We start from the raw sequence: 14,592 nt of genomic DNA on the forward strand, positions 1-14,592 counted from the left end.
ATAACGTAATTGATCCCTGTCACATTCGTTTTTTTGACTACCCTTAGCTTGGAACATTCAATTATGTATTCGTGTGGAATTGCCCTCTCTTGATTGAGGGGGTATTTTTTTGTCTTCATAAGGGAGCTGGAGTTGGATGCCATAGGCCACTCGGTAGTGGATCACAGTTAAATGAATGTCTCTATTATCCTTATCGGACAGTACACATCATCATTGAATAGGTTCGGAACAGATGAGAAGTGAAAGATTTTCGTATTATATTAAAATGTTTCGTGCATTACCCGTATTTAGACTTTCCCCTCCTGTTGTTATTATGAAAGCTGTTACAGCAGCAGGGCTGCAATCAAATGCCATGGCTGCGGATAATCGAGGCTTTCTACCCATTTGCTTTTTATGAATGCGTTTTCAAGTTTGATCAGCCACTTTTGTTCAGAGGGAGGTGTTTGTATTGTTCGTCAAGTCAGACTTGACGTAGCCAAGGAGTGGATATTAGAAAATACGAATCTCTAACCAAAACAACATATTAATTGGGATGACTCTAAAACGAGACTTTAGAGGTTTCCTTAAGAAAAGGAGTCAAACAAAGATGAACAGTAGAAAATGTGTAATCAGCATCTCCCGTCTCCTCGTTGTCATCATGTTGTTCTCCGTATTTACGTATGCTCCGGTCCCGGCTGCTGCAGCCGGAGATGAAGGGACAGTTGAACTGAATGAACTCATTGCTCAAGCTGAAGCTTTAAAAACCGGCAATCAGCAATTCCCGCTTCAAGTGAGTCAGTCTGTCTACGGAGCCGTCTATGGTTCCGATGTGAACCAGGCTTTTCCATGGGTGCATGTGAGCGAACTCAAAGCTCTTAATGATGCTCTTGAGCTCGCGCGCAATGCGAATACTCCCGCTGACGAAGCTATCGCCGTTCTTAAAGAAGCAATAGTGATTTTTAATAAAAATATTAAATCAGATGGTTCCGATCCCTATTTCCGTCTTGATCCGGGTCCTGGTAAAGTTCCAGTAAAGGTTACTGCGCCTACTAATAACTGGATGGCAAGAACGCCACTTGATAATCGTGTGCCCGCTGACTTTGCCGGTAGCACATTCAAAATGATGCCGTATCCTTTTTCAGATTCCCAAGGCAAAGCTGAAGTGCTCCAGATTAATTATGCCCATAACGGGAAAAGCACGTTCGGCGGCATAAGTATTGAATCCCCGTTGTCTCCGGCCGTAAATGTCCCAGAGGGTTCAACGATTGAATTCGATGTCTACTATCCCAAGAGCGCGCAGGGCAAGTATATGAGGTGGAGAATCAGAAATACTAACACTAACCTCGATAGCTACCTCAGGGATTACCAGTACAACAACCTGAATCCTGACTGGGTTGGCAGCTACAACGGTGAGTCCTGGCTCATGGCTCATCATAGCATTACCGCCTCAACGGGCGTCTCCTCGAACTTTATTCTTGAGCTGCATGGCGAAAATGCCCGTTCTGCAGAAACCGGTATGCTGCTTGTCGCTAACATCCAGATTACCGCACCTGACCCTAACGGCATTGCGCTTCCGAGCGTGGTCAACAAGGAACACCAGAGTGATGTAGCGCCCCTAAAGAGTGTGTACAATAAGGAGAATGGCCTGTTCATGGTCGGCGCAATCGGGACCGGAGCAGTAACCGGAACCAGAGCCAATCACTATGAAATCTTTGTCGACGGCAACAATCTAAAGGCCGATGGAACGCATCCCCGTGGCCCCGAATGGCTGAAAGGCGTTAACGGCGAGGCCCTGAACGGCGCAGCCACTACCCCTGGCTTAGCCGAATACAGTTTCCCGACCAGCGCTTATCAGGCGATCAGGGATTCCGGAACTCCCGGACAGTATAAGTCTCACGGCCATGTTCTGGCATGGTACAACCAGGCTCCTGGATGGATGACTCAGATTATTCCCGCGAACCTTTCCTCCGGGTACAATGGTTCGGCCAATTTCTACGGGCTTGGCAACGGCGTTACAACTACGGTTAAGGTAGACAAAGAAATGGCAAGAAGAGTGCAGTTTAATCACACCATGTATGTGATGCGGCACTTCCTGACTACAGATACGAAGTACGGTTCAAGCGAGTCCCGTGGAGTAATCCCCTTCAATTCATGGGATGTACTCAACGAAGAGGTTCACGAAAGCCGCCACAGCGAACTCATCCCGGAGGATGCGAACAGCTGGAGAACGAGCCTTAAACACACCAACTGGCTTGCTGCCATGTCGGATGATCAGATTGGCGGCGACATCACCGAGCATTATATTTATCTTCTCTTCAAAAACGCGCACATCGCAGCCCCCAACGCCAAGATGGCTGCGGCTTACAAGGCTAATTACGCTAACCTTCCGGAGTACATGAAGCTCGACGGACACGACAAGGACGGCAGCATTGACGCTTATATCGTCGACAATCCTCCGAAGCTGACCTACAACGATTACGGACTTGCAACCCGCAGCAAGGCTAGGACAGTATATAACATGGTTCTCGAATTAAATACCGCCTGGCTCTCCGATCCGCTGTATGACGGAAGACCTCTTATCGAAGACATCGGTATCCAGGGACACGATGCGGTTGGCAAGACCCTTGCAAGCGATAATCAATACGCAATGGCCCTCTATGCCTCTCTCGTTGACCGGGGCCTGCTGTCCGGTATTACCTATTCAGAGCTTGACCTAAAAATGCCGACCGATGCCCCTGGAGGAGGCGCAACCGCTCCGGCAGTGCTCAATGTCAGACAGTCGGACGCCTTAGGTTATGAGTACGCGCTGCTCTACAAGACATTTACCAAGTTTGCCCCATATATCGATCACATCATCAGCTGGGGCGTGTCCGGTTCCGGATGGCAGGGAAGCTATGTCCTGTTCGACGGTCAGAGCAATGCTAATGCCGGCTACTATGGTGCCATGAATCCGGACAGATTTATACTTGGACATTCTTATCTGGATGGTTACTTTGCAGGCGAATACGAGACCATCCGGAGCAACGCTATTGATCTTGGTGATCTTGGAGTCTATGTACCTAATAGTGTGAATGCAGACCTCAGCGCCTTGACACTGAGTGCGGGAACACTCCAGCCGGCTTTCAACGCAGCGACTACAGATTACGAGGTTTCCCTGCAGGATGCCAGCAGCATTACTATTACTGCTGCAGCGGCAGACAGCAGGTCATCCCTTAAAGTAAACGGCACAGCTGTTGCCAGTGGTACAGCTTCCGGAGCCATAACGCTGACACCTGGTACAAGAACGGATATAAAGATAGAGGTAACGGCTGCAGACGGTACGTTAAAGACGTACACCATAAAAGTCACAAACGGCAGAACAGAGGCAACGCCTACACCGGGCTCCGGAATACCTTCTGCAACGCCAACACCGGCAACGCCTGCACCGGCAACTCCTGGACCCGCAGCTCCTGCACCTGTAGCATCTGCAACGCCTACACCTGCAGCACCGGTTGTTCAAGATCAAAAAGTAACCATGCAGACGACCGTGAAGGATGGAACTGCATTTGTTAAGGCGCTGGAACTGGATAAGGCAAAGGAGTTTATGGAGAAAAATGTTACCCTGGATATACCTGTGGCGCAGGGAGTGAATGCATACTCGGTAGGCTTGCCAACTGCAGCACTGACAAGCGGAGCAAAGGATGGCAAACTCACGATATCCACAGAGCTGGGTAAGGTAGTCATAACAAGTAACATGCTGACGGGAACAACCGAAAGCAGCAGCAAGGAAGTAACGCTTGCGATTGGAAAGAGCGACAAGTCCAAGCTCCCGGCGGAAGTGAAGGCAGCTCTCGGCGATAGACCGATCATAGAGCTAAGTCTCACAGCAGACGGAAAAGAAATAGCCTGGAGCAACCCCATTGCACCTATAACCGTATCCGTTCCTTACAAGCCGTCTGCAGATGAGTTGAAGAATCCCGAAATGATTGTTGTCTGGTACATTGACGGAAGCGGAGAGGTTGTAACCGTACCGAGTGGACGTTATGCTTCCGAGACCGGTATGGTTACCTTCACCACGACTCATTTCAGCAGCTACGCAGTATCTTACGTATACAAAACCTTTACTGATCTGGGAAGCGTAGCATGGGCCAAGAACGCGGCCGAAGTACTTGCATCAAAGGATATTCTCAAGACAGAGGGGCATTTATTTAATCCGTCAACCGATATCACAAGGGCAGATTTCCTTTACTCCCTTGTCCGGGCACTTGGCCTGACTGCAAAAGTAAATGGAAATTTCAGCGATGTACAGGAGAGCGCCTATTACTATAATGAAATTGCAATTGCCAAAGCTCTTGGTATTACGACTGGCCTGGATAATGGCAGATTTGGCAGCGCCCTTAAGATTACAAGACAGGACATGATGGTATTGACCGAAAGAGCCTTGAAGCTTGAGAAGAAGCTGAAGACTCAGGGTGAGGCTGCAGATCTGGAAGGATTCACCGACAAGTCCAAAGTGGCTTCCTATGCGGTGAACAGTGTAGCTACGATGGTTAAGGAAGGGTTGATCGAAGGCAGCGGTAACAAAGTCAATCCGACTGGAAACACAACCAAAGCAGAAGCTGCGGTGTTCCTCTACAGACTGTACAGTAAATAAGAAATTCGCATAAAAGATGATGGAGACCGTGACAGCTATTGCTGCCACGGTTTCTGCTATGTGCGGCGAGAATAGGAGCGCTAATGCTCCCGCATATGGAAGTCATGCTGCAAACGTGAGCATACCTGTCATACATAAGAAAATAATAGCTTCTGAGTAGAGCGAGCGGAATAACATCTTCTGTCCGATATTATTGAACTGTTTGACGGAATAACCTTCCTGGTGGTGATTCTGAGAAAGAGGTCGCTATGATAAAGATAAATAATGCCAGAAAGCTGTATACCGATCAGTTAACCATACGACCGCTGTATATTGAAATTACCAAGGCAGGCTTTACTTCTCTAATTGGACCGAACACCGTTAGACAGCTGGCGGGATTTGAGCGTTTTCCTTATTCAAAGGGCAGATTAACGAATGAAGATGAGGCTATTATCTCAAAATATATCGACTTTCTGGATCTGCCGGATCTGGAACACCGGTATCTGGATGAGTTGTCGGGCGGCCAGAGGCAAAGAGCAAACGTTGCCATGGTTTTGTGCCAGGAGACGGAATATGTCCTGCTTGAAGAGTAAGGCGTTTCAGGTGTTGTTTGACTCTATGGACATTGCACGTATGCCTGAGTTTGAAGATATTGGGAAGAAAGCTCTCCGTTCTATATGAACGTCTCTATTTGCAAGAAGATGGTACGCAGCTTGCTAATGCTTTTACTGCTCCTTCTGTTCTCTCGGATAGACGGCGAAATCTAAACATACACATACTTTACATTTGGACTGTCCAGGCGACAGTCTTTTTCTTACGTCTATGATTGGAAGGGATACATTCCCATTTTGTCGAATAACCATACATATTGTAAATCTAGATGATTCGAGGTTGTGCTATGTTTAAAGCGCTATGGTCTCTCTTCAAGAAGCCAGATACGGAGCCACCCCAGCCTGTGCGTAAAGCACCAACTACCAAGGCGAAGCCAAAGGTCGCCCCCACAAGGATCGGGGAGCTGGGCGAGCATAAAATTAATATCCAACTAGACCAGCTACCTAAGGAATGTAAATCTTTAAGTGATCTGTTGCTCCCTAATCCGAAGTCTCTTACAGGCTACGCTCAGATTGATCATGTTGTTATTTCCCCGTATTGCGTATTCGTCATTGAAACCAAAAACTACAATGGAGAAATAAAAGGTGGGCGAACGGATCAACAATGGTCAGTTAGCAACCGTTACAAGTTGTATAATCCGCTAAAGCAAAACTATGGGCATATTAAGGCCGTTGAGAGCCTTCTAAAGGGTATTCCTAAAGTGAAATTTGTATCGATTATTTCATTTACAATGAGATGCCGCTTTAGCATAGATCCAGAGCTGCGGCAAATTAAATCCGACGAGCTTGTCATTTATGATGTGGAGTTGAGTGAATTTATCTCTAGAAAACTACTTCGACTAAAGTCGGAGAGCCCAGAGCAATTATTTTCTCAAGTGCAGGTTCAGTCTATTTATGATCAACTGACTCAAGTTAACATTACAAATTCAGAAATCCGCAAGCTCCATATAGAGAAGATTACATCGACTACTAAAAATCGTTAACCACCTTGGAGGACTCCATGCCATTACCAGAAGCAATCACACAGATTTTCAAGCGTAAGCAAAAATCCTATAAAATGGTCCTGATTTTATCCTTAATAGAAGAGTTAAGAGCCACTAGTCAAGATCGTGTCTCGTACGACCGAGTGAAGGAGCGATTCCTTAGCTATTTCTTAGCTGAACAAGAAAGAGGACACCGGGTAGATCAGCCACCGGGGCGAGAGCTATGGAAGGATGCCCCGAAAAGCCAGTTGAAGGATATCATTAACAGTCCGGTTAATGCCTTATCACATATTCTGTTTGTTAATTCAGAAGATAACACCATAGGTTTTCATAGCCAGATCCAAAGACAGCTAGGGGAAGAGGAGCTTTTCCAATTAGAGAGACTGGCCAATGATGAACTCCAGTCTTACAATGCTGCTTTGCAGCATTTCTCTTTGCAAGGTTATCTGGAGAAGGTCATGGCGGAGTATAGTTCTGCCAAAAAAGAAACCTTCGCAGAGCATGCATTAGGTACGTTATTTCGTAAGACACTTCCTTCCGAGCTTAAAGCATTACCTTTCATAGATGAGCAATACAAAGTTCAAGGCTCGGTTGGTCAAGGCAATTGGGCAACGGTTCCTTGGCTGGCTATCCTGGATAAACGAATAACAGAAACGACTCAGCATGGGGAATATGTTGTGTATCTGTTTGCTGAAGATATGAGCGCGGTGTATCTTACGTTTAACCAAGGGGTGACGGTGCCTATCCAAGAGAAGGGACGTAGAGAGGGCTATGTTTTTCTACGAAGTCGGACACAAGAGATTCGAGAGCTTCTTAAGCTTACTAATATGAATAAAGATGAGAATATTCGTCTGGTGAATAGTGGTCTAGGACAAGACTATCAGGTATCTACTGTAGCTTATATTAAGTATGAGCGAGGAAGTGTACCGAACGATGAGCAGCTTATTCAAGACCTTGTGAATGTGATAGAAGATTACCGTTTATATGTGGAAACAGTGACTTCTACGGATGAAGAAGCCAACAACGAGGAAGTGGAAACTTTGCCACAAACAGCCGAACCTCTGAAGGACGAGCAAGTAATCGGCATCCTCCACCAAATCCAAGCCCACATCCGCCGTCAAGGCTTCTTTTTCCCTGAGCATCTTATCGAAAATTTCTACCTCTCGCTAAAAGCTAAGCCTTTTGTCATTCTGGCAGGCATCTCGGGCACAGGGAAGACGCGGCTGGTGAAGCTGTTTTCGGAGGCGCTTGGGGCGACGCGGGATAATGGGCAGTTTAGCTTGATTCCGGTAAGGCCGGATTGGAGTGATCCAGCGGATCTGCTGGGGTATAAGGATCTTTCGGGCAGGTTCCAGCCGGGTCCGATTACGAAGGTGTTAGTGGATGCGCGGCAGCCGGAGAATCGGCATAAGCTTTATTTTATCTGCCTGGATGAGATGAATTTGGCCCGGGTGGAGCATTATTTCAGTGATATGTTAAGTGTGCTGGAGACGCAGGAATGGCGGGAGGGGGCGATTCAGACGCAGGACCTTATCTCTCCTACCTTGCTGGATACGCCTGAGGATCAAGAAACCTATGGTGGCCTTGGCATCCCGGAGAATGTGTTCCTGATCGGGACGGTGAATATGGACGAGACGACGCATCCTTTTAGCAAAAAAGTGCTCGACCGCGCCAACACCCTGGAGTTCAATTACATCAATCTGCAGCAGTACCCGCAAGAGATTGGGCAGGAGTCGGGTGATCCCGCTGAGCTTACGGAGCTGAATCATCTGTTTGTCCGCTCGGATTATCTGCAGCTGGTAGACGCCTATGATACTCACAAGGAGCTTGTTGTCCGGACGACGGAGAGACTGGTTAAGATTAATACGCTGCTTGAGGACATTCATGCTCATGTAGGCTTCCGGGTACGGGATGCGATTTGCTTTTATATGATTTATAACGATCGTTATGGCCTGATGGACGAAGAAGAGGCGTTTGACTGGCAGCTGCTGCAAAAGATTCTGCCGCGCATTCAAGGTAGTCATTCCTCCGTGCGCCGGGTTCTGCTCAGCCTGATTGAGAATACGATCGGTAACGGTGCCGAATTAGCGGTAAATGTGCAGGAGCTTATGGATGATGCCTCCCCGCTGTATATGAAATGGGCTTCCGGGAAAGTTCCGCCTGTGGCCAAGCATCCGCAAAGTGCGCGTAAATTAGCTTTTATGCTGAGGAGGCTGGAGGAAGATGGATTCACCTCATTCTGGCTCTCTTAATCAGGCGGTGGAATTGCTCCGTATTGAGACGGAGCTATTTACGCTTTATGTGTCAGGAAGGCCCTTTCATCCTACGGTGGAGACGCTGCAGCTTCATCGTTCTGCCGATCAGGAGTGGGTGAATGCACAGCTTGGGCTTGTGTGCTCTGAGCGGCTTGGGGATGTGCAGATCAAGGTTTTTTCGCCGGAGACTTACGGGCTGGTGGATTGGCAGCCGAGGGAGGAGGTCTTTCCATGCTTTTATGAGACTCAGTCGTATGAATTGGTGATTGAGAGCAAGACGGGGGCTAAGCTTTCTTTTTACCATGATAATGTGCTGCTGCGGCAGGCGGTTAAGCCTCTAGGCGAATCGCTTCTCGCGGGTGTGCTGAACTTTGGCAATGAGGTTGGTCTGACGGAATGGGAGATCCGGAGTGAGGGGCAGCAGCTGCTGCGGGTGGAGATGGAGATTTTTCCGTCGAAGATGGATTACAAGCTGGATTACCAGAACATTCTGAATGAAGTGAATGCACAAATTTATAATCTGGCATTCGACTTCCTACGCCGAACCTACCAGCTAACAGGCCTGCGGGAGACGCAGCATCAGAGCCTGACGGAGTTTTTTACGATACTACAATATATCTTTAGACAGCTTCTCGATGCCGTTGAGCGGATCAACAAAAATCCTAATTATGCGCTGCTCCAGGACCGCCGGCTGGTGGATGCCAATCGGGTCAAAAAGGCCGGAAGGGAGAACATCCGTGAGCTGGCGAAGCATCCGGAACGGTTAAGGGAAGACATGAACCATGGATTCATCACCATTGGCAATCGGAGCTACGCAGCCACACATCTAATGGAGACGCGGAAGCGCCTCGCCTATGATACGAACGAGAACCGGTTCATCCGCTGGATGCTGGAACGTATTCATGGCAAGCTGAAGGCCCTCAAAACCCGCTGGAAGACGAAAAGCCGGACCGCAGATCCTCTGCTGATCAAAAGGCTGGATACGATGCTTACGCAAATTGAGCGGGTGCTTAAGATGGATTTTTTGCGTGAGGCTGGGGTGCTCAAGCAGATGTCGGTTACGCTGGTGCTGCAGATGGCGCCCGGGTACCGTGAGGTCTATCGATGTTATCTCATGCTGCTCAAAGGTCTGTCTATCCAAAGCGATCTGTTCCGCCTATCCATGAAGGATGTCGCTCAGCTCTATGAATATTGGTGTTTCCTGAAGCTCAATCAGCTGCTGGGGCAGAAGTACAAGCTGGTAAAGCAGGATATTATTAAGGTGAACCGGAACGGGATTTTTGTGACGCTGGACCGCTCGCAGAGCGCAAAGATGGTCTATGAGAACCCGTTGAACGGGGAGCAATTCATCCTGTACTACAATGCGATTCCTGGGACGGACAAGACGCCAACGCTGAGTCAGCGCCCGGATAATGTGCTAACCCTGAAGAAAAAGGATGCTGGACAGATCAAAGAGTATAAGTATGTTTTTGATGCTAAATATCGCTTAAATCCTGCGTACGAAGGTACTCCTTACCAAGGAAAGTACGGGCAGCCTGGGCCGGAAGAGGACGACATTAATACGATGCACCGTTATCGGGATGCGATTGTGTATCAGGAGAAAGGCTCCGGGGAATACGAGCGTAGCATGTTTGGAGCGTATGTGTTGTTTCCCTATCCTGACGAGGAGCGGTTCAAGGACCACCGTTTCTATAAAAGCATTGAGCTGCTGAACATTGGTGCCCTGCCGTTTCTGCCGAATGCCACAAGCCTGGTGGAGCAATTCCTAGATGAGATTATCCGGGACAGTCCGGAAAAAGCTTACGAGCGATCCACGCGTCCACGCGGCACGAGAGAATATTATGCTGATCAGCTTGCGGGCAAAAATGTACTGATCGGTTCTGTCCGGGGGCCGGAGCAGGTGGGGGTGGCGGTTCGGAAAGCTTTTTACCATATGCCGTTAAAGAACCTTGCCAGTCAGAAGAGCCTTACCCAAATCGAATATGTGGCGATGTGCCAATCCCGTAAAAAGTTCATTGATCCTGCAAAAACAGGCATTCACTGGGTAGGAAAGGTAGCGGATTGGAAGGTGCTGCGGCGTAAGGAAATTACGGAAGTCCCTTGTCGGCCGGGTACGGAGGAGGATCTGTATGTGCGTTTTACGGTTGAGGAATGGAAGCAATTGGCCGCTCCTATTGCGCTTGGCGGACAAGGGATTTATACGGTGCTCTACACCAGTAAGTACATCCTGGACCGGGCTTTGGAGCTTGCCGAGCTCCGTCTGGAAACAGAGGAAGCACTGCGGGAATGGCGGGAGAAGCGCCGCAAGGGCAGAGTGCAGGTGAAGCTGGATCATGAGGAGTATGTGGATTTGGGGAGTGTTGTGGAGGTTAGGAATATATAGTTTGATATAGAGTGAAGTATATAGAATGAAGAAAGTGTGAGAGTATGGCTATGCTATGAGTTGTAAAACATTGTCATCATGGTATAATGAACTCAGAAACAGCGTACAATGGCAAAGAGAGCCGTGCTGGACACACGACTCTCTGCGCAATAGCCGCTTTTAAGGGCGGAGGCTTTAAAAGGTTATCCATCGAAATAGGACCGCTACCTTTGACCGGGGCGGTCTATTTCTTTTTGTGGAAGGATAGAATCAACACAACCAGAGTCGCGAACGAAATCATTAGCGTCAATGCTTGGTATACCTCCACAGGCATCACCTCCCTTCCGGGAGATTAGCCGACCGCCCATATAAGCCTTTCTATTGCTTCTGCGATTATACCATGAATGGAAAATATTGAATACTTGGTGATTCGTGATAATTCCCTCAAAAAGACGTTTCGGCTGAGTCGGCTGTACGTCTTTTTCGTTTTTATTCTATTTGCATACCCTTGCCATGAGCATCTTGCAAGCAGGTAATTGCAGAGAAGCTATAGAACTATGTCTCTGGAATATTTGGGAATTATGTACCATGTATACAGATGATTGCGAACATTACCATGATTACTTTTTGAATGTTGAAAGGAAGTGACCCAATGGACCCAAAGGCCAAAAAAATCCTAATGAACACCTTCTGGACTTCAGCCGGTTGGAAGAGTAGTCCGGATGCTTTTGTCGGCGAGAATTTCGACTATGCCAAAAGCAAAGGGCTGATGTTCGATCCTGTGACCATTACTCATGACGAGATCATCCGTCGGCTGCATGAACTGCATCAGACGATTACCAAGGAGCGGGTAGCTGCCGCGTTCCTGCACAGTTTGTCGACGAAAAAAGTCCATTTGCGGAGTGCCCTTTCAAGCTGGGCCCTGACTTCCGGTTTACCTGTGCATACCTATGAGCAGCGTAGTTCAGTCCGGGCAAATTACAGCAGCTGCGGGGATTGTAATTTTCACGGATTGATGTCAGACCGGGATTATATAAATGAGGATTTGAATGTGCTGAATTTCGAACGGGTCAAATGGGGCGGGATTCGACTGAACTGGCTTTTATATTGCTGGCTGGATCTCGAATTATTCAGTAAAGAAGAAGACCTTTTTGAGATTACTACTGAGGATGCTGCCATACTCTCCAGAATGCTTGAAGCGGTTCGGGATTGTGCGGACCATGAGAGTGCACGGATGCTGGAGAAGCGGTGGAAGGACGTCCTTCCCTCCAGTAAGAATGAACGGGATGTGACGATGGAAATCTGGGGATATGCCGGACTACTGGTACCCGGTGATACACCCCGCAAGGGTAGAGGCGGGAGCTCCGATTTTCGCTCTATGGCGGAGTGGCAGGGGGATGACGGCTATTCTCAGGAAGCGCTGGAGTTTTATTTTGGTGCATTTTGTGAATAAGAAAACGAATTAATCCCGGAACAAGCACATTCAAAATTAAGGTTACGAGGTGGTGAATTCCTATGAGAAACATTGTTCAAGATACCCAGTTCCTCAGCCAGAGAGCTGAAGAACTGCTATACTTCCAGGATCAATTCCATGTTCCCGATGAAACTGAGACAAGCTGTTCCCCATCTGGGAAGTTCAAGCTTGAAATTCATCATTATTATCATAAAGACGGAATTAGAATATATACGTATACCAAAGGAATCGTTACGGATATTGAGGATAACCTCATCGACATCATATACAGAAACTACGATCCTTTTGTTTTCAGTTGGGCTGAGGTACAGGGGAAGGAATATTTGCTCTGTGGGCTCGACTATCAAGGATACACCATTGTTGATTTATTTGGTAAAGAAACCAAGCATTACGTGCCTGAAGCAGCATATAAAGGTCACGGCTTTTGCTGGGCGGAGATTATTTGTTTTGAACAGAAAAAGCTCTTAGTGGTAGATGGTTGCTACTGGGCGGCTCCTTATGAGCTTGTCTTCTACGATTTCTCTAACCCGCTAAGCCTTCCATACAAGGAGTTATTTCGTGTAGAGGTCGATAGCATCACCAATTGGAATCATTGGAGAGAGGCTCATAGAGTTACCTATGTGGATGAGGAAGAGAACGAGAAGGTATTTGTTTTTTAATGAAAAATGCGTGTGTCCACTATACCTTTTACCTATAACCAGATATCACTTTTAAGTGTTATCTGGATGATATTCCTCCATGCTAGAATCTAAGCAATAGCAAGAATGCGATAGATTGAGGAGGAATTGTTATGTGCAATAGATTTCAAATCGTAGGCAGCCTGCTGCGTCCGGCGGATTTATTGGAATATAAACATCAGATTGAGCATCGGGATGATATTCGTTATCCCTTTTACCAGGACTTTCAGGGGTATGAGCAGTGTGAAGCGGAAGCGATTCAGGCTGTAGTCGATAAAGAAATTAACAATGGCTTATCCGTTCTTACGGATGGGGAATATTCCAAATCGATGTGGCATCTGGACTTTGTCTGGGGCTTCCAGGGGATTGACCGCTATATTGCGGATCATGGATACTTCTTCAGAGATACCGATGGAACTTCCAAATATGAGACCAGAAAAGATATTGGTCTGCGTATTACAGGTGAATTGAGCGGAACGAACCATCATTTTATTCATGCTTATAGGAAGCTCCAGGCCCTTGCCGGCGACCGTGAAACGAAGCTGTGCGTACCTTCTCCATCCCATATTTTTGGGGAGTTATCGTGGTCGGATAATATTGGCGGCACAGAAGCCGTATATAAGAACAGACATGAGCTTAAAGACGGTCTGGTTAAGGCTTATAAGGATTTCGTCGGGGAATTCGCGGCTGCCGGAGGCAAGATTCTACAGTTCGACGATTGCTTATGGGAGCTATTTGCCGATGATAACCCGAACTCCCCATATACCGGCGAGAATATCAATCAAGAAGAAGTCCAGGCGTTGGCTGCAGAATTTATTGATATTAACAACACCATCATTGATTACGGGCATAGCTTAGGCCTCAAAATGTGGACGCATAACTGCCGCGGTAACTATGACTCCCGGAATATGGGCGGCGGCTCCTATGCGAAGATTGCGAATCTGTTCCTGAAGCAGCTGAAGTACGACCGCTTTTTCCTGGAATGGGATGATGACCGTGCAGGCTCCCTTGAGGCGCTTGCGGTGTTCAAAGATAAGCCGGAAACAGAAATTGTACTTGGATTGTTGTCTTCCAAAACCAGTACGCTTGACGATGAGGCCCGTGTAGTTCAAATGCTGGATGAAGCCTCGAAAATTATTGATAAGGACCGGTTGCTGCTGTCTCATCAATGCGGGTTTGCGTCCTGTGATGGCGGCAATGAATTAACGGAAGCTGAACAGTGGGCGAAGATTAACCAGGGACAACAGATTGCCCTGCAATATTGGGGATAATGAATCAATTGCAGATAGGAGAAGAGCCTGAGGAGACGAAGCAATCTCGTACCCTCAGGCTCTTCTTTCTTATTATGGATTCATGATTATTTATTAAGAACATCCGCGTATTCGGGGATACGATCGAAACGTCCCTTGGCAAACGGGCATAAGGGGATAATCTTAATACCGTTTTCCCGCGCGTGTTCCACCATAGCTTTGAGAAGCTTATCGCCAAGCCCTTGTCCCCGGTAAGCATTTTCGACTAAGGTGTGATCAATAATGTAAAGCTCCGGACTTGAGGTTACATACGTCATTACCGCAGCAGCAGTACCGTTATCCCGAATAAGAAATCTTTTATTGGCGGGTTCATGATCTACAATATGCAT

At 47.5% G+C, this 14,592-nt stretch carries 9 protein-coding genes and 1 pseudogene; 8 read left to right on the top strand and 2 right to left on the bottom strand.

The genetic code is table 11. The features are described from left to right. The first annotated feature begins 586 nt into the window (after positions 1-586). From JRJ22_RS02885 to JRJ22_RS02905, 5 genes and pseudogenes are all read left to right on the top strand, one after another. A complete protein-coding gene (locus tag JRJ22_RS02885; protein WP_206103154.1) occupies positions 587-4,612 on the top strand; it encodes an S-layer homology domain-containing protein in 4,026 nt (1,341 codons plus the stop codon). A gap of 248 nt (positions 4,613-4,860) precedes the next feature. Next, positions 4,861-5,181 (top strand): annotated as a pseudogene (locus tag JRJ22_RS02890) (ATP-binding cassette domain-containing protein); the annotation flags it as partial. A gap of 308 nt (positions 5,182-5,489) precedes the next feature. Then, positions 5,490-6,185 (top strand): nuclease-related domain-containing protein, encoded by a 696-nt coding sequence (locus tag JRJ22_RS02895; protein WP_206103155.1) that lies wholly within the window; start codon positions 5,490-5,492, stop codon positions 6,183-6,185. Positions 6,186-6,328: 143 nt separating this feature from the next. Beyond that, a complete protein-coding gene (locus JRJ22_RS02900; RefSeq protein ID WP_332461364.1) occupies positions 6,329-8,437 on the top strand; it encodes an MrcB family domain-containing protein in 2,109 nt (702 codons plus the stop codon). Continuing rightward, a complete protein-coding gene (locus JRJ22_RS02905) occupies positions 8,409-10,823 on the top strand; it encodes a restriction endonuclease-like protein (RefSeq protein ID WP_206103157.1) in 2,415 nt (804 codons plus the stop codon). The genes JRJ22_RS02900 and JRJ22_RS02905 overlap by 29 nt, the downstream gene beginning before the upstream one ends. Positions 10,824-11,046: 223 nt before the next feature. Here the strand turns inward: JRJ22_RS02905 and JRJ22_RS29630 are convergent, their stop codons facing one another. Next, the gene (locus tag JRJ22_RS29630; RefSeq protein WP_222850467.1) at positions 11,047-11,136 is read right to left on the bottom strand and encodes a putative holin-like toxin; all 90 of its coding nucleotides are present in this window, start codon (positions 11,134-11,136) and stop codon (positions 11,047-11,049) included. Positions 11,137-11,454: 318 nt separating this feature from the next. Here JRJ22_RS29630 and JRJ22_RS02910 point away from each other — a divergent pair, with 318 nt between their 5' ends. The 3 genes from JRJ22_RS02910 (at position 11,455) to JRJ22_RS02920 (ending at position 14,224) form a co-directional block, all read left to right on the top strand. Continuing rightward, on the top strand, positions 11,455-12,255 hold the full coding sequence (locus JRJ22_RS02910; protein WP_206103158.1) for a hypothetical protein: 801 nt from the start codon (positions 11,455-11,457) through the stop codon (positions 12,253-12,255). 62 nt (positions 12,256-12,317) lie between these two features. Continuing rightward, positions 12,318-12,935, top strand: coding sequence for a hypothetical protein (locus tag JRJ22_RS02915; RefSeq protein ID WP_206103159.1), 618 nt, complete (start codon positions 12,318-12,320; stop codon positions 12,933-12,935). Positions 12,936-13,066: 131 nt separating this feature from the next. Beyond that, positions 13,067-14,224: a cobalamin-independent methionine synthase II family protein gene (locus JRJ22_RS02920; protein WP_206103160.1), complete on the top strand. Its 1,158-nt coding sequence runs from the start codon at positions 13,067-13,069 to the stop codon at positions 14,222-14,224. 86 nt (positions 14,225-14,310) lie between these two features. On the opposite strand, the gene JRJ22_RS02925 is transcribed toward JRJ22_RS02920, so the two are convergent. Continuing rightward, positions 14,311-14,592, bottom strand: a complete 282-nt coding sequence (locus tag JRJ22_RS02925) for a GNAT family N-acetyltransferase (RefSeq protein WP_206103161.1) — start codon at positions 14,590-14,592, stop codon at positions 14,311-14,313.

Origin of the sequence: Paenibacillus tianjinensis, assembly GCF_017086365.1 — a bacterium.
Lineage (GTDB): Bacteria > Bacillota > Bacilli > Paenibacillales > Paenibacillaceae > Paenibacillus_AQ > Paenibacillus_AQ tianjinensis.